This is a genomic window from Pseudomonas idahonensis, assembly GCF_037903935.1.
Taxonomy (GTDB): domain Bacteria; phylum Pseudomonadota; class Gammaproteobacteria; order Pseudomonadales; family Pseudomonadaceae; genus Aquipseudomonas; species Aquipseudomonas danubii.
In genome coordinates, this window is the sequence record NZ_CP149586.1 from 685,345 (window position 1) to 703,636 (window position 18,292).

The 18,292-nt window shown below is 63.3% G+C and carries 18 protein-coding genes; 10 read left to right on the forward strand and 8 right to left on the reverse strand.

The features are described 5' to 3' along the window. Positions 1-275 precede the first annotated feature (275 nt). The gene (locus WIN67_RS03045; RefSeq protein WP_102862940.1) at positions 276-908 is read right to left on the reverse strand and encodes a TetR family transcriptional regulator; all 633 of its coding nucleotides are present in this window, start codon (positions 906-908) and stop codon (positions 276-278) included. A 168-nt stretch (positions 909-1,076) separates the two neighbouring features. Continuing rightward, positions 1,077-1,460: a hypothetical protein gene (locus tag WIN67_RS03050; RefSeq protein ID WP_339070617.1), complete on the reverse strand. Its 384-nt coding sequence runs from the start codon at positions 1,458-1,460 to the stop codon at positions 1,077-1,079. A gap of 384 nt (positions 1,461-1,844) precedes the next feature. Here WIN67_RS03050 and WIN67_RS03055 point away from each other — a divergent pair, with 384 nt between their 5' ends. After that, the gene (locus WIN67_RS03055; RefSeq protein WP_102881990.1) at positions 1,845-3,920 is read left to right on the forward strand and encodes an AsmA family protein; all 2,076 of its coding nucleotides are present in this window, start codon (positions 1,845-1,847) and stop codon (positions 3,918-3,920) included. Between the two features lie 66 nt (positions 3,921-3,986). Here WIN67_RS03055 and WIN67_RS03060 read toward each other — a convergent pair whose 3' ends face one another. Together WIN67_RS03060 and WIN67_RS03065 are read right to left on the reverse strand one after the other, a co-directional pair. Further along, positions 3,987-4,517 (reverse strand): ferritin-like domain-containing protein, encoded by a 531-nt coding sequence (locus WIN67_RS03060; RefSeq protein ID WP_102881989.1) that lies wholly within the window; start codon positions 4,515-4,517, stop codon positions 3,987-3,989. Positions 4,518-4,638: 121 nt separating this feature from the next. Continuing rightward, on the reverse strand, positions 4,639-5,562 hold the full coding sequence (locus WIN67_RS03065; RefSeq protein WP_185021119.1) for a LysR substrate-binding domain-containing protein: 924 nt from the start codon (positions 5,560-5,562) through the stop codon (positions 4,639-4,641). A gap of 125 nt (positions 5,563-5,687) precedes the next feature. Here WIN67_RS03065 and WIN67_RS03070 point away from each other — a divergent pair, with 125 nt between their 5' ends. Beyond that, a complete protein-coding gene (locus WIN67_RS03070) occupies positions 5,688-6,326 on the forward strand; it encodes an FMN-dependent NADH-azoreductase (protein ID WP_102881987.1) in 639 nt (212 codons plus the stop codon). A gap of 171 nt (positions 6,327-6,497) precedes the next feature. Then, positions 6,498-7,388, forward strand: a complete 891-nt coding sequence (locus WIN67_RS03075; protein WP_102881985.1) for an esterase/lipase family protein — start codon at positions 6,498-6,500, stop codon at positions 7,386-7,388. Between the two features lie 3 nt (positions 7,389-7,391). Here WIN67_RS03075 and WIN67_RS03080 read toward each other — a convergent pair whose 3' ends face one another. After that, the gene (locus tag WIN67_RS03080; protein ID WP_110595456.1) at positions 7,392-8,297 is read right to left on the reverse strand and encodes a DMT family transporter; all 906 of its coding nucleotides are present in this window, start codon (positions 8,295-8,297) and stop codon (positions 7,392-7,394) included. A gap of 96 nt (positions 8,298-8,393) precedes the next feature. On the opposite strand from WIN67_RS03080, the gene WIN67_RS03085 reads away from it, so the two are divergent. The 5 genes from WIN67_RS03085 (at position 8,394) to WIN67_RS03105 (ending at position 12,252) form a co-directional block, all read left to right on the forward strand. Then, positions 8,394-9,182, forward strand: a complete 789-nt coding sequence (locus WIN67_RS03085) for an AraC family transcriptional regulator (protein WP_102862949.1) — start codon at positions 8,394-8,396, stop codon at positions 9,180-9,182. A gap of 71 nt (positions 9,183-9,253) precedes the next feature. Continuing rightward, positions 9,254-9,553, forward strand: coding sequence for a PsiF family protein (locus WIN67_RS03090; protein WP_047283716.1), 300 nt, complete (start codon positions 9,254-9,256; stop codon positions 9,551-9,553). A gap of 214 nt (positions 9,554-9,767) precedes the next feature. Beyond that, positions 9,768-10,232: a hypothetical protein gene (locus WIN67_RS03095; protein ID WP_123391277.1), complete on the forward strand. Its 465-nt coding sequence runs from the start codon at positions 9,768-9,770 to the stop codon at positions 10,230-10,232. Positions 10,233-10,243: 11 nt separating this feature from the next. Then, positions 10,244-11,116: a hypothetical protein gene (locus WIN67_RS03100; protein ID WP_339070618.1), complete on the forward strand. Its 873-nt coding sequence runs from the start codon at positions 10,244-10,246 to the stop codon at positions 11,114-11,116. A gap of 125 nt (positions 11,117-11,241) precedes the next feature. Continuing rightward, positions 11,242-12,252 carry an AI-2E family transporter gene (locus tag WIN67_RS03105; protein WP_102881980.1) on the forward strand — a complete coding sequence of 337 codons (1,011 nt, stop codon included), beginning with the start codon at positions 11,242-11,244 and terminating at the stop codon, positions 12,250-12,252. 66 nt (positions 12,253-12,318) lie between these two features. Here WIN67_RS03105 and WIN67_RS03110 read toward each other — a convergent pair whose 3' ends face one another. Beyond that, entirely contained in the window at positions 12,319-13,584 is a 1,266-nt protein-coding gene (locus tag WIN67_RS03110; RefSeq protein WP_339070619.1) for an Hsp70 family protein, read from the reverse strand. 297 nt (positions 13,585-13,881) lie between these two features. On the opposite strand from WIN67_RS03110, the gene WIN67_RS03115 reads away from it, so the two are divergent. Both WIN67_RS03115 and WIN67_RS03120 read left to right on the forward strand, forming a co-directional pair. Continuing rightward, on the forward strand, positions 13,882-14,820 hold the full coding sequence (locus WIN67_RS03115) for a DnaJ C-terminal domain-containing protein (protein WP_339070620.1): 939 nt from the start codon (positions 13,882-13,884) through the stop codon (positions 14,818-14,820). A 23-nt stretch (positions 14,821-14,843) separates the two neighbouring features. Next, the gene (locus WIN67_RS03120) at positions 14,844-15,146 is read left to right on the forward strand and encodes a chaperone modulator CbpM (protein WP_102862956.1); all 303 of its coding nucleotides are present in this window, start codon (positions 14,844-14,846) and stop codon (positions 15,144-15,146) included. A gap of 174 nt (positions 15,147-15,320) precedes the next feature. Here the strand turns inward: WIN67_RS03120 and WIN67_RS03125 are convergent, their stop codons facing one another. Both WIN67_RS03125 and ureC read right to left on the reverse strand, forming a co-directional pair. Next, positions 15,321-16,448 (reverse strand): sensor histidine kinase, encoded by a 1,128-nt coding sequence (locus WIN67_RS03125; RefSeq protein ID WP_102862957.1) that lies wholly within the window; start codon positions 16,446-16,448, stop codon positions 15,321-15,323. A gap of 99 nt (positions 16,449-16,547) precedes the next feature. Next, positions 16,548-18,248 (reverse strand): urease subunit alpha, encoded by a 1,701-nt coding sequence (gene ureC, locus WIN67_RS03130; protein ID WP_213664651.1) that lies wholly within the window; start codon positions 18,246-18,248, stop codon positions 16,548-16,550. Positions 18,249-18,292 lie beyond the last annotated feature (44 nt).

Genomic DNA, 18,292 nt, shown 5'->3' on the forward strand with positions numbered 1-18,292 from the left:
CTTCCAGCTATGAGCGATACACAAGCCAGAGCAAGGGCCTTGCCAATCGCCCGGAGGAGAGGAAAAACCCTTTGTCGACACCGGAACTGCGCCTGAAAAAGGGGCAAAACCTTGTTTTATCTTGTTACAAAATGGCGCGCTGAGCTGATTTATAGCACTGAGTTGGTGCGCTGGAAATATTTTTGCTGCAATCCGGTGCCGGGCCGACGAGCAGGCGCAAACACGCTACCCAGAGCGGGGCACGCCGATTGAAAGGGGGAGAGGGGCAGGCTGTATTACTCGGTGCTGCCCAGGCCTTGCCAGTGCTTCAGGCCGATGAAGATGAAGCGCAGTTGCTGGGTGATCTTCGCCTGCGGCGTCAGGTGTTCAGGCAGGGCCTGGGCCGGGGGATCGATGATGTCCGGCAGGGTGGCGAACACGCTCTTGACGATCAGGTCGGCCATGACGCTCAGGTCGGCGGCATTCAGATGCTGCAGCTTGGGCATCAGGGTCAGGTCTGCGGCGAGGTCCGAGCTGATGTTCTCGCGCAGGGTGGCGATGGCCTGGCGCACCGGCAGCGAGCCGCCGTATTGCTCACGGGCCAGAAACAGGAATTGCGCGCGCTTGGCTTCCACGACATCAAGGAAGATGCGCACCGAGGCGTCGATGATGCCGCCCATGACGAATTCGTTGTGGCGTACCAGGCGGATGGTTTCGCGGAAGGTCTGGCCGACCTCGCTGACCAGTTCCAGGCCCAGTTGGTCCATGTCGCTGAAGTGCCGATAGAAGCCGGTGGGCACGATGCCGGCGGCTTTGGCCACTTCCCGCAGGCTCAGGCTGCCGAACCCACGACCACACTCCATCAGGTGCCGGGCGGCATCCATCAAGGCGTTGCGGGTCTGTTGCTTCTGTTCGGCGCGGGGCAGCATCGGCGGGGCGTTCTTTGCTCAATGGGAGCGGCGCACTCTAGCAAATCAACTTTGCCGGAGTCGAACTGGAGTCAGGCGAGAGCGGGGAAGGTCAGGGCTAAAATGCCGGGGCCATAAAAGCCAAAGCCCGATCCAGGGATCGGGCTTTTTTTAAGGGCCAGCATGGCCTCAGCTCGCTGCTTGATGACGTTCAGCCAGGCGATCAGCGCCGCCTTCGGCAACGGTCTGACCTTGAGGCGTGCGGCTATAGCCGTCTTCAACCAGGCCTTTCTCTTCCAGGCGATCACGGCCGCCTTCAGCTACGTTCTGGCCTTGGGGGGTGCGGTCGTAGCCATCTTCGGCAACGCTCTGGCCTTGTGGAGTGCGTTCGTAACCGTCGGCAGCGACTTTGTTGCGTTCGATCAGACGGTCCGAACCGCCTTCGGCCAGGGTCTGGGTGAACACGCTGTGGCTGGCCTTGACCTGTGGAGTGGCTTGTTCAGCGGCTGGCAGGGCGAAGGCGTTGGCAGCCAGAACGGATAAGGTCAGGCTCAGTAAGAGGTGGCGTTTCATGATGGGTTGCTCCTTGGTAGGGCGATAAAGTGGGTACGGAGCTAATGTTACCGCCGCAAAATCGATATAAAAGTTCATAAACACAATGGTAATAATCAACGGAATTGATTGTTTGCCTCGAAGGCTCTAGCTCGGGCTTTAGCGCCGATGGCTTTTGCACCAGGGTGGGTATTTTCGACCCACTCCCGCTTCAGGAAGGGGCGGTTCGAGGTAACACAAAGCTGTCCAAGCGATCAGCAATTCAGGTTTTTTCGCCGCATCGAGCCGCCGGATTAAACCTGCGTGGGCTTTGTCAGTCGTAGTTTTCATGGCCGGTGATTTTCCATCGGCATTTCATCGATGCGTCGCAGTTTGGCGCTCAGTTGTCTTCAGGAGCCTCGTGCAATGACGCGCACTCGTAAAATCCTCGCCTGGTCCGTCGCCAGCCTGATCCTGCTACTGGCCGTGCTGGTGCTGGTGATCGCGTTCTTCGACTGGAACCGCATCAAGCCGACCCTCAACGCCAAGGTGTCCGAGGAGTTGCATCGGCCCTTCGCGATCAATGGCGACTTGTCCGTGGCCTGGCAGCGCGAGCCCGACGAGGGTGGTTGGCGGGCCTGGGTGCCCTGGCCTCACGTAGTGGCCCAGGACCTGACCCTGGGCAACCCGGAGTGGTCCAAGGCGCCGCAGATGGTCAGCCTCAAGCGGGTCGAGTTGCGCATCTCGCCCCTGGCCCTGTTGGCCCAGCGGGTCAGCATCCCGCGTATCGATCTGACCGAGCCCGATGCTGCGCTGCAGCGGCTGGCGGACGGTCGCGCCAACTGGACCTTCAAGTTCGACCCGAAGGACCCCGAGGCCGAGCCTTCCAACTGGACGGTGGACATCGGCGCCATCGGTTTCGACAAGGGCCATGTGACCCTGGACGACCAGAGCCTGAAAACCCAGCTTGACCTGCAGGTAGAGCTGCTCGGCAAACCCATTCCCTTCAGCGACATAGTCGGTGAGAGCGAAGCGAAGAAAATCAGTGAAAAAGGCGCCGCGGCCCAAGCCTATGCCTTCGCCCTCAAGGTCAAGGGCCAGTACCACGGGCAGAAGCTCGCCGGCACCGGCAAGATCGGCGGCTTGCTGGCCCTGCAGGACGGACGCAAGCCGTTTCCACTGCAGGCCCAGGCGCAGATCGGCGACACCAAGGTGGAGCTGCGGGGCAGCCTCACCGACCCGCTGAATCTGGGCGCCCTGGACCTGCGCCTGAAATTGGCCGGCACCAGCCTGGGCAATCTCTACCCGCTGACCGGGGTGACCCTGCCGGACTCGCCGCCCTATGCCACCGACGGCCATCTGACCGCCAAGCTCCGCGACCCGGCGGGTGCGACCTTCAGCTACCAGGATTTCAACGGCAAGATCGGCGACAGCGATATCCACGGCAACCTGACCTACGTGGCCAGCCAGCCGCGACCCAAGCTCAGCGGTGCATTGGTCTCCAACCAGTTGCTGATGAGCGACCTGGCGCCGCTGATTGGTGCCGACTCCAACGCCAAGCAGAAGGCCCGGGGCGGCGAGAGCAAGCAGCCGGCGGACAAGGTGCTGCCGGTGGAGGAGTTCCGCACCGAGCGCTGGCGTGACATGGACGCCGATGTGGAGTTCACCGGCAAGCGCATTGTCCACAGCGCCGAGTTGCCGTTCACCGATCTCTACACGCATCTGGTGCTCAACGACGGCCAGCTCAGCCTGGAGCCCCTGCGCTTCGGCGTGGCCGGGGGCAAGCTGGATGCCCAGGTGCGCCTCAATGGTCACACCACGCCGCTGGAAGGCCGGGCCAGGCTGACGGCGCGCAACTTCAAGCTCAAGCAGTTGTTTCCGACCTTCGAGCCGATGAAGACCAGCTTCGGCGAACTTAACGGCGATGCCGATATCACCGGACGCGGCAACTCGGTGGCAGCCTTGCTGGGCAGCGCCAACGGCGACCTGAAGATGTTGATCAACGATGGCGCCATCAGCCGCAGCCTCATGGAAATCGCCGGGCTCAACGTCGGCAACTATGTGGTCGGCAAGATGTTTGGCGACAAGGAAGTGAAGATCAATTGCGCCGCCGCCGACTTTGGCATCAAGAGCGGTCTGGCTACGTCACGGCTGTTCGTCTTCGATACCGAGAACGCCATCATCTACATCGATGGCACCGCCAATATGGCCTCCGAGCAACTGGACCTGACCATCACGCCGGAGTCCAAGGGGCTGCGCCTGTTCTCCCTGCGTTCACCGCTTTATGTGCAGGGCAAGTTCATCAAGCCCAGTGCCGGGGTCAAGGCGGTGCCGCTGGTGCTGCGCGGTGCCGGGATGGTGGCGCTGGGGTTGATCGCCGGGCCGGCGGCAGGCTTGCTGGCGCTGGTGGCGCCCAGCGGTGACGAGCCCAATCAGTGCGCGCCGCTGCTGCAGCAGATGCGCTCGGGCAAGGCGCCGGTGACGGTCAAGCCGAGCCAGTAGGAAGGACTGGGGCTTCGCGGACAAGCCCGCTCCTACGTTAGGCAGGGGCGGGCTTGGAGGAGGGGATTACAGGTCGTTGAGGATGTCCGCCATGTCGTCGGCGTGTTCCTCTTCCTGGGCCAGGATCTCTTCGAACAGGCGGCGGGTAGTAGGGTCCTTGTCGCCGATGTACTGGATGATCTCGCGGTAGCTGTCGATGGCGATGCGTTCGGCCACCAGGTCCTCGTAGACCATTTCCTTCAGGGTGTTGCCGGCCACGTACTGGGCGTGGGAGTGCTTGGACAGCAGGTCCGGGTTGAACTCCGGTTCGCCGCCGAGCTGGACGATCCGCTCCGCCAGCTTGTCGGCGTGCTCGGCTTCCTGGGTCGCGTGTTCGAGGAACTCGTCGGCCGCCACGCTGGCCTTGAGGCCGTTGGCCATGAAGTAGTGGCGCTTGTAGCGCAAGACACACACCAGCTCGGTGGCCAGCGATTCGTTGAGCAGCCGCAGCACCTGCTCGCGGTCGGCGTTGTAGCCCTCGGTCACGGCTCCGTTCTCCACGTGTTGGCGGGCCCGTTCGCGCAGGGTGTTCACATCGGATAAATGCTTGTCGCTCATGTCTCTCTCCTGGGGCTAATCCGTTTTGCGCCAGGCTCTCTCGGCCTGATCACTGCCTGGGTTGTGAGTCCCGGGCGTGGCAAAAAGTTTTATCGGATGTGCCCGGTGGTCTGCGCCGGGGTCAACTGCGGGCCAGGGGCGGATGCCCGGCCAGCAGCGCTTCCTGTTGCAGCCACTGGAGGAAGGCCCGCACCGGAGGGTGCCGCTCCCGTCCCGGCACGCAAAGGGCGCTATAGCCCGCGCCGTCCACCTGGACCTCCGGCCGATAGGCTTGCAGCAGGCCGTTGGCCACGCTCTGGGACACCAGGATGTTGCTCGCCAGCACCAGGCCCTGACCGGCAATGGCGGCTTGCAGGGCGTACTGCTCCTCGTCGTAGGAACGGATTGGCAACTGAGCGTCGAGCCAGTTTTCCCCGGCCTGGGCACACCAGGCCTGCCAGCCATCGGCATACAACCTGGAATTGCGCCAATGCACGCTGATCAGGGACGGTGGCTGCTGCCGGGCCAGGGCCACCTGCTGCGGCGCGCCATAGACCGCAAAGCGCTCGTCGAACAGGCACAGGCCATGGAGATTCAGGTAGCCGTCCTGGCTGTAGCGGATCGCGACGTCGATGCTGGCGTCCTGTTGCAGGTCCACCACCTCGCACTGAGTGTCCAGGCGCAGGTTGATGCCAGGGTGCTGGGCGTAAAAGCGCCCCAGGCGCGGCACCAGCCACAGGGCGGCGAAGGCCGCAGTGGTGGAAACGGTCAACTGCGCGGCGCTGGGACTGGGGCGCAGGGTGTCGACGCTCTGGGCCACATCCAGCAGGGCGCCATGCAGGCTGTGGAACAGGCGGCGGCCAGCCTCCGTCAGGCGTACCTGGCGGGGCAGTCGTTCGAACAGTGGCACCCCCAGCCAGTGTTCCAGGCTGCGGATCTGGTGGGACACCGCGGTGGGTGTCACCGACAGGTCCTCGGCAGCGGCCTTGAAGCTCAGCAGGCGCGCGGCGGACTCGAAGGTACGCAGGGCGGTCAGGGGCAGGTGGGCGAACATGACGGGCTCCATGGATGAATTGAACTCATCCAAGTGAATGTTTACTCATTTGTGGGTGATTCGCGGTAGCTCTAGCTTTAACGCGGAACAGGGCTGATTTCAAGGCCGTTACAGTCAATTCGTACACGAGAAAGCAGATGAGCACAGTTCTTGCGATTCACGGCAGCCCCCGAGGCGAGCGCTCCCACAGTCGGCGTCTGACCGATGACTTTCTACAAGCCTGGCAACAGGCCAATCCCGGGGCCATCCTGACCCGGCGCGAAGTCGGGCGGGGCTCCTTGCCCCATGTCAGCGAAGCCTTTATCGCCGCGGCGTTTTATCCACAGCCCGAAGCGCGGCCGCTGTCGATGCAGGCTGACCTGGCCTTGAGTGACGAGCTGGTCGGCGAGTTGCTCGGCCATCAGCGCCTGGTGATCTCGGCGCCGATGCACAACTTCAGCGTGCCCAGCGGGATCAAGGCCTGGGTCGATCACATCGTGCGCCTGGGGCTGACCTTCAACACCCAGCTGGACAACGGCGTGGCCCAGTACCAGCCCTTGGTGCAGGGCAAGAAGGTGTTGATCGTCACCAGCCGTGGCGGCGGTGGATTTGGGCCCGGGGGTGAGCATGAAGCGATGAATCACGCCGATCCATGGTTGCGCACGGCCCTGGGATTCATCGGGATCGAGGATGTGACGGTGGTTGCGGCGGAAGGCGAGGAGTCGGCGCCCGAGCGTTTCGCGGAGTCCTGTGGCGAAGCCCGGCAGCGCCTGTTGGCCCTGGCGCAGACCTTCTGAGGAGGCGGCGCCATGGCCTGGATGTTCCTGCTGCTGGCAGCGGCCTTCGAGGTCACGTTCGCCATGGCTTGTCATCGGTTTGTCGCCAAAGCGTCATAGGGGCTGACGACGGCCTTGGTTATGGTCTAGCTTTCAGCCAGCCCCGCCGCCTTCGCACAAGGATGTCCCCGCATGTCCCAAGAGCTTGCCACGCGTTACCCCCTGGTACTGGTGCCCGGCATGCTCGGTTTTGTCCGCCTGCTGCTGTATCCCTACTGGTACGGCATCATTCCGGCCTTGCGCCAAGGTGGCGCCCAGGTGTTTGCGATACAGGTGTCGCCGCTCAACTCCAGCGAGGTGCGCGGCGAACAACTGTTGGCCCAGGTCCAGCGGATCATGGCCGAGACTGGTGCGCCCCGAGTCAACCTGATCGGCCACAGCCAGGGCGCGCTTACCGCCCGTTACGCGGCGGCCAAACGCCCTGACTGGGTCGCCTCGGTGACTTCGGTAGCAGGTCCCAACCACGGTTCCGAACTGGCGGATTACCTGGCACGGCATTCCCCGGCCCACAGCCTCAAGGGGCGTGTCCTGAGCTGGCTGTTGCGGGGCGTCGCGGCCTTGATGACGCTGCTGGAAACCGGCTATCGCGGGCCGAAACTGCCGGTGGATATCCACGCTTCGCATCAGTCGCTGACCACCGAGGGCGTGGCCCTGTTCAACCGCCAATACCCTCAAGGGTTGCCGTCCACCTGGGGCGGCCAGGGCGCGGAAGAGGTCGGCGGCGTGCGCTACTACTCCTGGTCCGGCACCTTGCAGCCGGGCAAGACCAATCGCGGACGCAACCTGTTCGACGGCACCAACCGCAGTTGCCGCCTGTTCGCCCGCACCTTCGTCCGCGAGGCCGGCCAGTGCGACGGCATGGTCGGGCGCTACAGCTCGCACCTGGGGCAGGTCATCGGCGACGACTACCCCCTGGACCACTTCGATATCGTCAACCAATCCCTGGGGCTGGTGGGCAAGGGCGCCGAACCGATCCGCCTGTTCGTCGAACATGCCCGGCGCCTCAAGGCCGCCAACCTCTGACCCTCACTGTTGTCCTGTAGCCGCCGGCTTGCCGGCGACCGGCCCCAGCACCCTGGTCCAGCGTTCGGAAAGAACCACCCCGCCCAAGGTCAACAAGCCCCCCACCAGATGGAACCAGGCCAGTTGCTCATGCAGCACCACCGCGGCAATCAGCGCCGTGATCAACGGCAGCAGATTGAAAAACAGCGTGGTCCGGCTTGGCCCCAGGCGCACCACTGCCTGCATCCAGGCCAGGGGCGCGAGCATCGACGCCAGCAGGCAGGCATAGAGCACCAGCGGAATGTTCTGCAGGGTCGGGCCGACCTTGGGTGAGGCCAGGAACAACGGCAGCAGCACCAGCACCGCCACCAGCACCTGCAGGTACAGCAGCACCAGCGGCGGCAGGCGCAGTTGCCACTTCTTCAGCAAGGTGCTGTAGATCGCATAGGCCAGGGTGGCGATCAGCATCATCGCGTCACCCAGGTTGACCCCGTGTTGCAGCAGCGCAGCGAGGCTGCCGGAAGACACCACCACCAGCACCCCGGCAAAGGACAGCACGGCGCCTACCAGGGCCCCGGCGGTCAGGCGCTGGCCCAGGGCGGCAATGGCCATGGCCAGGGACATCAGCGGCATCAGGGAAAGAATGATGCCCATGTTGGTGGCCGAGGTCAGGGTCGCGGCGAAGTAGGCCAGGCTTTGATACACCGCCATGCCCAACACCCCGAGGATGAAGATCCGGCCCAGGTTGGGGCGGATCACCGGCCAGTGCCGTAGCACCGGCTTGAGCATGAACGGAGTGAATAGCAGGCCCGCCAGCAGCCAGCGGTAGAAGCCGATCTCTGCCGGGAAGATCGCACCCACTGCGAGTTTGTTGATCACGGTATTGCCGGCCCAGATAAAGATGGCCAGCAGTGGATAAGCGTATTGCATGGAAACAGCCAGACAGTTGATGAGGGCTGATTATCCTCCTGTCCGGATCAATGCCTATACTTCGAACCGGACAACCTGCCCCGACATCCGGACAGCATGAGCAAAAAACACATCGATCTCCTGGACTTCCACGGCCTGCCCGCGCCGGTGTACTTCCGCTATGCCGACTTCGCCGCCGACAGCCACGCCCTGGAGCACCGGCATCCCTGGGGCTGCCTGGAGTATTCGGCCCATGGTGTGATGCGCATGGACATCGCCGGCCGGCGCTTCATGTCGCCGCCACAGTACGCGGTCTGGGTGCCGCCGCAGACGCCCCACAGTTTCTACACTCCGCAACCGATCAACTACCGAGCGGTGCTGCTGGCGCCGGAACTGTGCACGGACCTGCCGAAGCAGGGCAGCACCCTGGCCATCAGCGAGATACTCAAGGCGATCCTCAAGGACTTCGCCGCCCGGGACGTGCAGATCCCCGAAGGCGAGGCCGACCAGCGTCTGGCCCAGGTGGCGCTGGACCAGTTGCGCCAGGCCCCGGTGCAAGACTGTTACCTGCCCTATGCCCGCAACCCCGAGCTGCTGCGGGTACTCCAGGCCCTGCAGGCCGAACCGGGCAACCACCAGCCCCTGGCCCACTGGGCGCAGCAGGCCCATGTCAGTGAACGGACCCTGGCCCGCCAGTTCGTTCGCGAGCTGGGCATGAGTTTCGGCGAATGGCGCCAGCGCCAGCGCTTCCTCGCGGCCATCGAGGCCCTGGAAAGCACCCGCAGCGTCCAGGAAATCGCCTTCGACATGGGCTACAGCAGCGCCTCGGCGTTTATCGCGATGTTCCAGCGCCAGGCCGGCTGCACCCCCGAGCAGTACCGCCGGGCCAGCCTGCAGAACAGGTGAAGGTGTAACAGGCTTTGTCTACACTGCGCAGGAGGCCGTGCCCATCGGTGCGGTGACCAGGAGAAAACTCCATGAAGATGTTGCGTATCCCTTTGTTGATGGTGGGCCTGCTGCTTTGCTCCCAAGGTTTTGCCGCCACTGCCCAGCAAAACAAGATGACCACCTGTAATGCCGAGGCCACCGCCAAGGCCCTCAAGGGCGACGAGCGCAAGGCCTTCATGAGCACCTGCCTCAAGGCGGCTCCGGCGGCAGCAGCGACACCTTCCACGCCTCAGGAAAGAATGAAGAGCTGCAACGCCGACGCCACCGCCAAGGCCCTCAAGGGCGATGCGCGCAAGGCGTTCATGAGTGATTGCCTGAAGAAGAAATAAACCCCGGTCAATACTGCCATTGCGCCTCCCCGTCATGCCTTGGGGAGGCTCATCTCCCGCGCGTCTCGTTGCTCATGGCGGCTTTTTCTCGGCCGCATTCCGTCATTGTGTTTATGATCCTTGGCGCTTCGTCCGAAGCGAGGGGGCGGATATTCGACGCCTTAATGGAGGAGCAGCGCCTGGTGCTGGCCAGCAATTGCATAGGGAAGTGACGGTGAAAATAGTTCTGTGGGTTCTGCTGTGTTGTGTTCTTGCCGGGTGTGCTTCTGCTCCCCGTCAAAAAAGCCAGGAGGAGGTCTTCTCTGACGTGGCGTCAGCTATACAACAGGGCCGCGATGGCTCCCCGCAATTCCAGGATGCCTTGCCGCTCGCCGTTACCCGGATCAACAGTCACGGCGTGCTTCCCGATCGCCTGATGATCGTGGCGGGGGGCGGCATGGAGCGCTTTGGCATGCGCGACATGTTCCGCATGGTGTCTGCAGAGCTGAACAGAAAGCTGGTGATATTCGGCGCCAACCCGGCATTGGACAAGGCGATTGTCGGCGGCGCACTGAGTGATCAGCAGTTTCCTCGGGTCTGGGTGTTCTTTGTCGGCGAGCCGGCGCAGGAGCAAGAAATGCGGGCCATCGTCGAAACGGCGGGGAGCAAGTACTCGTTTATCAGCAAATACCAGGAATGAGCAGGCTCAGGTTGGCCGAAAGCCTTCGCCGCGCCCTTGGGCACCTACTGGTAGGCGGACTGTTGGTGATCGTCAGCGGCTGCATGTCGCCGCCCCTGGTCTATGAAAACGCTCGCTTCGACAACCGGCTGCTCTGCCAGGAAGGCGCTAAGCGGGTCACCCTGATGCAGCGCTACTCCTTCGATTTGCCAGGGCCTTACCGGCATGCCGAATGCGGAACCGTTACCGGAGGGTTTTATTATGAAAAGGCCAGTGACTCACTGTCTGTGGGAACTTCCGGGTCCTTTTCCTATGGCGACACCCAGGTGACGACGTCCGGGCTCTATATGCGGGTCGACAGCTTTCTCGATGGTCAAGGCGTGGGGCTGCTCTACTCGAAGCAGGCCTTTCTTGATGATTTGCTGGCCAGGCAGGCGTTGCCTTCCTATCACGGCGTCAAGCCCAGCAGCATCGACTGGGTGAGCATGCAGGGGCACTCATGTCTACGCATCTACGAGCGTTGGGAGGGGCGCGCGGTTGGCATCTTCGAGGATGAGGTCAAGTACTGGTGCTGGGAACAGGAGAGCGGCCTGCAACAACCTTTCTATGTGCATGCCGGGCAGCGCCTGCCCCTTGGGAGCAAGGGCTACGACCTGGATCAGGTGTTTATCCTGCCGTGGTTCCAGAGTCTGAAGATCAATCCCCTGCCAGAGCCGGTGCTGGCCAAGGCCCGAGCCGGTATTCAAAAGGCGTGTGCCCATGTCAAATCGCGCTACGACCAGAACCTGAGATGGGGCGATGACTACCCTGACAAGCGCCTGACCCTGACTCACCTGCATTACTGCGGTTACAACGTGCCGCTGCCCGACCTTTCAGCCCCGCTGCCTCAGGCCAAAAGCGACTGAACCTTCGCCTGTCACAAGACTCAAGTACCCATGTAAGCCCATGCCCTTGGGGCGCCTGCCACTATTCCTCCGGGGTGAAGGCTGGCAGACTGCCGGTCTTTTCCCGCTGTTTGTCTTGAGGCTTTATGCCAGCGTTTTCACAGCGTCATCTGTTGTTCATCAGTTGGATCATCATCTTCGGTGGCCTGTTGCTGGCCTTGCCCATGCGTCTGTTGCCCAGCCTGCTGGCCGGTCTCTTGGTGTTCGAGCTGGTCAACATGCTCACCCCGCAACTGCAGCGGCTGATCGAAGGTCGGCGCGCGCGCTGGCTGGCGGTGGCCCTGCTGGGCACCCTGGTGGTCAGTCTGCTGACCCTGCTGTTCGCCGGGGCCATCAGTTTCCTGTTGCATGAAGCGGAAAACCCCGGGGCTTCGCTGGGCAAGTTCATGGTGGTGGTGGACAAGGCCCGCGGCCAGTTGCCGCCGTTCCTCGATTCCTACCTGCCGGCCAGTGCGGCCGAGTTCCAGACCGCCATCGGCGCCTGGGCCAGCAAGCACCTGAGCGAGTTGCAACTGGTGGGCAAGGACGCGGCGCACATGTTCGTGACCTTGCTGATCGGCATGGTCCTGGGGGCGATCATCGCCTTGCAGCGCATCCCCGACCTGACCAAGCGCAAGCCCCTGGCAGCGGCGCTGTTCGACCGCCTGCACCTGCTGGTCCAGGCGTTTCGCAACATCGTCTTCGCCCAGATCAAGATCTCCCTGCTCAACACTTTCTTCACCGGGATCTTCCTGGCGCTGATCCTGCCGCTGTTCGGGGTCAAGCTGCCGCTGACCAAGACCCTGATCGTGCTGACCTTCCTGCTGGGCCTGCTGCCGGTGATCGGCAACCTGATCTCCAACACCCTGATCACCATCGTCGGCCTGTCGCTGTCGATCTGGGTGGCGGTGGCGGCGCTGGGCTACCTGATCTTTATCCACAAGCTGGAATACTTCCTCAACGCGCGGATCGTTGGCGGGCAGATCAGTGCCAAGTCCTGGGAGCTGCTCCTGGCGATGCTGGTGTTCGAGGCCGCCTTCGGCCTGCCCGGGGTGGTGGCGGGGCCGATCTATTACGCGTACTTGAAGAGCGAGTTGAAGCTGGCGGGATTGGTGTGAATCTTGTTCGCCGGCCAGCCGGCTCCTACAACGGTCTGTAGGAGCCGGCTGGCCGGCGAGGCGGTTTCAGCCGTAACGCTTCTTGGCCTCGATGGCCAGACCGCTGCCGATGCTGCCGAAGATATTGCCTTCCACATGCCGGGCGTTGGGCAGCATGGCCGCCACGCTCTGGCGCAGCGCCGGAATACCGCTGGAACCGCCGGTGAAGAACACCGTGTCGACCTGGGCCACACCCACATTGGCATCGCTCAACAGTTGGGTGACGCTGGTGCGGATGCGCTCCAGCAAACCGTCGATGGAGGATTCGAACAGGGCCCGGCTCAGCTCGACGCTGAGGTCGCGCTCGATGCGGTCCAGGGCCACCAGGCGGTTCTCGGCGTGGGTCAGCTGGATCTTGGTTTCTTCCACTTCCATGGCCAGCCAGTGCCCGGCGCGCTGTTCGATCAGCTTGAACAGACGGTCGATGCCGCCGGTGTCCTCGATGTCGTAGCGCATGCTGCCCAGGGCCAGCTGGGACTTTTGCGAGTACACCGAGTTGATGGTGTGCCAGGTCGCCAGGTTCATGTGGTGGCTGGTGGGCATGTAGGCGCCGCTCTTCATCCGGCTGCCGTAGCCGAACAACGGCATCACGCCCTGCAAGCTCAGTTGCTTGTCGAAGTCGGTACCGCCGACGTGCACGCCGCCAGTGGCGAGGATGTCGTCGTGACGGTTGTCGACGCCACGGCGCTCGGGGGACAGGCGCACCAGGGAAAAGTCCGAAGTACCGCCGCCGATGTCGACGATCAGTACCAGCTCTTCGCGTTCGATGGTGGATTCGTAGTCGAAGGCCGCGGCGATGGGTTCGTACTGGAAGGACACTTCCTTGAAGCCGATCTTGCGCGCCACTTCCACCAGGGTGTCTTCGGCTTCCTGGTCGGCGGCGGCATCGTCATCGACGAAGAACACCGGGCGGCCCAGTACCACTTGCTCGAATTCCCGACCGGCGGTGGCTTCGGCGCGGCTTTTCAGCTGGCCGATGAACAGCCCCAAGAGGTCCTTGAACGGCATCGCGGTGCCCAGCACGCTGGTGTCGTGCTTGATCAGCTTGGAGCCCAGCAGGCTCTTCAGCGAGCGCATCAGCCGGCCTTCGTAGCCTTCCAGGTATTCGTGCAACGCCAGGCGGCCGTACACCGGACGGCGCTCCTCGATATTGAAGAACACCACCGAAGGCAGGGTGATCTTGTCGTCCTCCAGGGCGATCAGCGTCTCCTCGCCGGGGCGCAGCCAGCCGACGGTGGAGTTGGAGGTACCGAAGTCAATGCCGCAGGCACGGGCCGGGGTGGCGTTATTCATGTCTTTGGATCCGGTGAAAAAAACGGCCGCGAAGCGTACGCCAGTCCTCGCGCGTTGCAAAGGCCGACTATCTGCTAAATCACCCCCTGTCGTGCCTTGAAAGACTATCCTTGACCCCCAAACTTGCAGGCATGGGCCGAGCAGCCACCAGGGATCACAAGATCCGCCCGCGGCTGCCGATAAACTTCTGATGCGCCGTTCAGTCAGAGGATTGAGATTGATCAATTCTCATGCTGCCAGACCGAGCATGCTGTGCTGCACGCCGCGCGACTTTGATAACGGATGGTGATTCCCTCGATGGACTTCAAAGACTATTACAAGATTCTCGGCGTGGAGCCGACGGCGGACGACAAGGCGATCAAGGCCGCCTATCGCAAGCTGGCGCGCAAATACCACCCCGACGTCAGTAAGGAAAAGGATGCCGAGGCCAAGTTCAAGGATGCCTCGGAAGCCTATGAAGCGCTGAAAAGCGCCGACAAGCGCGCCGAGTACGACGACCTGCGCAAGTACGGCCAGCACGGCCAGCCGTTCCAGGGGCCACCGGGCTGGCAGAGCCGTGGCGGCTTTGGTGGCGGCGACGGTGGGGACTTCTCGGACTTCTTCAGTTCGATCTTTGGAAACCGGGGGCCAGGATTCGGCGGCCCGGAGCAGCGCCGCAGCAGCGGTCGTCGTGGACAGGATGTGGAAATGGAACTGCCGATCTTTCTTGAAGAAACCCTGTCGAACGAGTCGAAGAAGATCAGCTTCCAGGTGCCGCAATACAACGCCAACGGGCAGCACGTCAGCAATACCAGCAAAAGCCTGAACGTGAAGATTCCGGCTGGGGTCACCGACGGCGAGCGCATCCGCCTCAAGGGCCAGGGCGCGCCGGGCTTGGGCGGCGGGGCCAATGGCGACCTGTACCTGACCATTCGTTTTGCGCCCCATCCGAAATTCGATGTCGAAGGCGAAAACCTGATCATCACCCTGCCGCTGGCCCCTTGGGAGCTGGCGTTGGGTACCGAGGTGGCGGTGCCGACCCTGACCGGCAAGATCAATCTCAAGGTCCCGGCCGGCAGCCAGAACGGCCAGCGCATGCGCGCCAAGGGGCATGGCCTGCTGAACAAGGCCGGCCAGCGTGGCTACCTGTTCGTCCAGCTCAAGGCGGTGATGCCCAAGCAGACCGGCGACGACGTCAAGGCGTTGTGGCAGGAACTGGCGAAGAAGGCCGCGTTCGACCCTCGGGAAAATTTCTGATTCGACACTAGGAGGCGCTGATCATGAGCACCCTGATCGTTCAGCTGGACATGGAAGAGTTCTGTGAAGTGGCCGACCTGTCGGCGGCCTACGTGATCGAAATCGTCGAACACGGCATCCTCGAACCTCAGGGGACGGCGCCCAAGGACTGGCGCTTCAATGATGTCGAACTGGCCCTGGCCAAGCGCGCGGCGAAGTTGCGCCGCGACCTGGACCTGGAGTGGGAAGGCGTCGCCCTGGCGTTGGACCTGCTGGACGAGGTGCGGCAACTGCGGGCGGAGAACCAGATGCTCAAGCAGCGCCTGGGCCGCCTGCTGCTGGACTGATGACCTGTAGCCGCTGCCGAGCGCCAGCGAGGCTGCGACCGGGCGTGCAGCGGCCGTAAAAACAGGCCGCTGCGGCGTGTCAGGAAAAAGCAGGTTGCGAGGACTGCGTCCTCGTACGCAGCTTCGCTGGCGCTCAGCAGCGGCTACAGAGGGCAGCAGCAGTTATAGCGAGCCTCAGGCGCGGGAGACCCGCGGCAGGGTGACGGTGAAGGTGGTGCCGTCGCTTTCGTTGGAGCTGACCTCGATGCTGCCTTGGTGCGCGGTCACCACTTCCTTGACGATGAACAAACCCAGGCCAAGGCTGGTGCTGGTGCTGCCCAGTTCCTCATCGGCACTGCGTACCAAAGGATCGAACAGGGTGCCCAGGGCTTCCTTGGGAATCGGCGTGCCGTAATTGTGCACGGTCAACAGCACCTGCTCCGCACCGCCGGTAATGGTCACGGTCACGGTACGGCGGTTGCTGCCGTGTTGCAGGGCGTTGCCGATCAGGTTCTGCAGCATCTGTTCGATACGTCCCCGGTCCCAGATGCCATGGCTGTCACCTTCGAAGCTCAGTAACGGCGTGCAATCGGGCTGTCCGGCGCAGGCTTCGTCCATGGCCGCCTTGGCGGCGCTGGCCAGGTCCATGGGCGCGGGATCGATGGGCAGGCCATTGCCCAGGCGACTGCGGACGAACTCCAGCAGGTCGCTGACCATGGCGCCCATGTGTCGGGTGCCGGTCTTGATGCGTGAGACAAAGGCCTGGGCGTCGCCATCCAGCGGTACTTTGCGCGCCAGCATCTCGGTGGACATGCTCACCGCCTGCAACGGTGCCCGCAGGTCGTGGCCGAGAATCGCCAGGAAGATGTCCCGTGAGCGGCTGACCTGCTCGGCATAGGCGCAGGTGGACTCGGCCAGGGCTTCGTCGATGGCCTCGTTGAAACGGATCATGTCCTGCAGGTGTTCCAGGTCCGGGGTTACCAGGCTGGCGACCCACAGGCGGATCACGCAGGCCCGCAGGTGGCGGAACTCGGACGTCATCTGCACCAGATCGAAACCCACGTGATGGCGCAGTTCGCCATGGCTGGCGGCGGCCGCATCCAGACTGGGGGATTTCTCCGGGCCTTCGCCCCTGGCCTTGGCCAGCTGTTCACCCGGGCTCTGGGTGATGCGCATGTCCCGGGCGGCCGCCAGCAGGATCGAGGTGGCGTGATCCCGGAGGTCGCTGCGGGTCAGAGTGTCCGCGGCCAGGGTCCTGGCAAATTGTTCCCATTCATCAACGATTCGATCAACGTGCTGCACGATGAAATCGGACAGGCGCATAGCCGGGCACCTTATTGGGCAGAGAGTGGAAAACCGACACGCATCTTAGCGCCTTATCCACGGCTTCAACATCGCGCCTGCCCAGTGGCCGGGCACGCCTCAGAACAGGAAGTAACGCTGGGCCATGGGCAGCACATCCGCCGGTTCGCACCACAGCAGCACACCATCGGCCTTGACCTGATAGGTCTGCGGGTCGACCTCGATGTTCGGCAGGTAGTCGTTGTGGATCAGGTCGCTCTTTTGCACGGTGCGACAGCCCTTGACCACGGCGATGCGCTTCTTCAGCCCCAATTGCTCCGGTACGCCGGCATCCAGTGCGGCCTGGCTGATAAAGGTCAGGCTGGTGGCGTGACGGCTGCCGCCAAAGCTTGCGAACATCGGCCGGTAGTGCACAGGTTGCGGGGTCGGGATCGAGGCATTGGCGTCGCCCATCAGGCTCGCGGCAATGGCCCCGCCCTTGAGGATCAGGGTCGGCTTGACCCCGAAAAAGGCCGGGCGCCAGAGCACCAGGTCGGCCCACTTGCCCACTTCGATGGAGCCCACCTCATGGCTGATGCCGTGGGTGATGGCCGGGTTGATGGTGTACTTGGCGATGTAGCGCTTGACCCGGAAGTTGCTGTTGCCCGAGCCGTCGCCCGGCAGCGGACCGCGCTGGCGGTGCATCTTGTCGGCGGTTTGCCAGGTGCGGGTCACCACCTCGCCGACCCGGCCCATGGCCTGGCTGTCGGAGCTGATCATCGAGAACGCCCCCAGGTCATGGAGGATGTCCTCGGCGGCGATGGTCTCGCGGCGGATGCGGCTCTCGGCAAAAGCCACGTCCTCGGCGATGCTCGGGTCCAGGTGGTGGCAGACCATGAGCATGTCCAGGTGCTCGTCGATGGTGTTGCGGGTGAAGGGCCGGGTCGGGTTGGTCGAGCTGGGCAGCACATTGGCGAAGCCACAGGCCTTGATGATGTCCGGAGCATGGCCGCCGCCGGCACCTTCGGTGTGGTAGGTGTGGATGGTCCGGCCCTTGAAGGCGCCGAGGGTGGTTTCGACGAAGCCGGACTCGTTCAGCGTGTCGGTGTGGATTGCCACCTGCACGTCGTACTCATCGGCCACGCTCAGGCAGTTGTCGATGCTGGCCGGAGTACTGCCCCAGTCCTCGTGCAGCTTGAGGCCGATGGCCCCCGCCTTGACCTGCTCGATCAAGGGCTCCGGCAGGCTGGCGTTGCCCTTGCCGGTAAAACCGATGTTCATCGGGAAGGCGTCCGCGGCCTGGAGCATGCGCGCCATGTGCCAAGGCCCGGAGGTGCAGGTGGTGGCGTTGGTTCCGGTGGCCGGCCCGGTGCCGCCACCGATCATGGTGGTGACCCCGCTCATCAGCGCCTCTTCGATCTGCTGCGGGCAGATGAAGTGGATATGGGTGTCGACGCCGCCGGCGGTGAGGATCATGCCTTCACCGGCGATGACCTCGGTGCTGGCGCCGATGGCGATGGTCACATCGGGCTGGATATCCGGATTGCCGGCCTTGCCGATGGCGGCGATGCGCCCGTCCTTCAAGCCGACGTCAGCCTTGACGATGCCCCAGTGATCGATGATCAGCGCGTTGGTGATCAGGGTGTCCACCACATCGCACGCCAGCAGCTGGCTCTGGCCCATGCCGTCGCGGATCACCTTGCCGCCGCCGAACTTCACTTCTTCGCCGTAGGTGGTGAAGTCCTGCTCCACTTCGATCCACAGCTCGGTATCGGCCAGCCGCACCTTGTCGCCCACGGTAGGGCCGAACATATCGGCGTAGGCCTCACGGGAAATCTTCATCGCAGCTCCTTACAGAAACAGGTCTTGTAGGAGCCGGCTTGCCG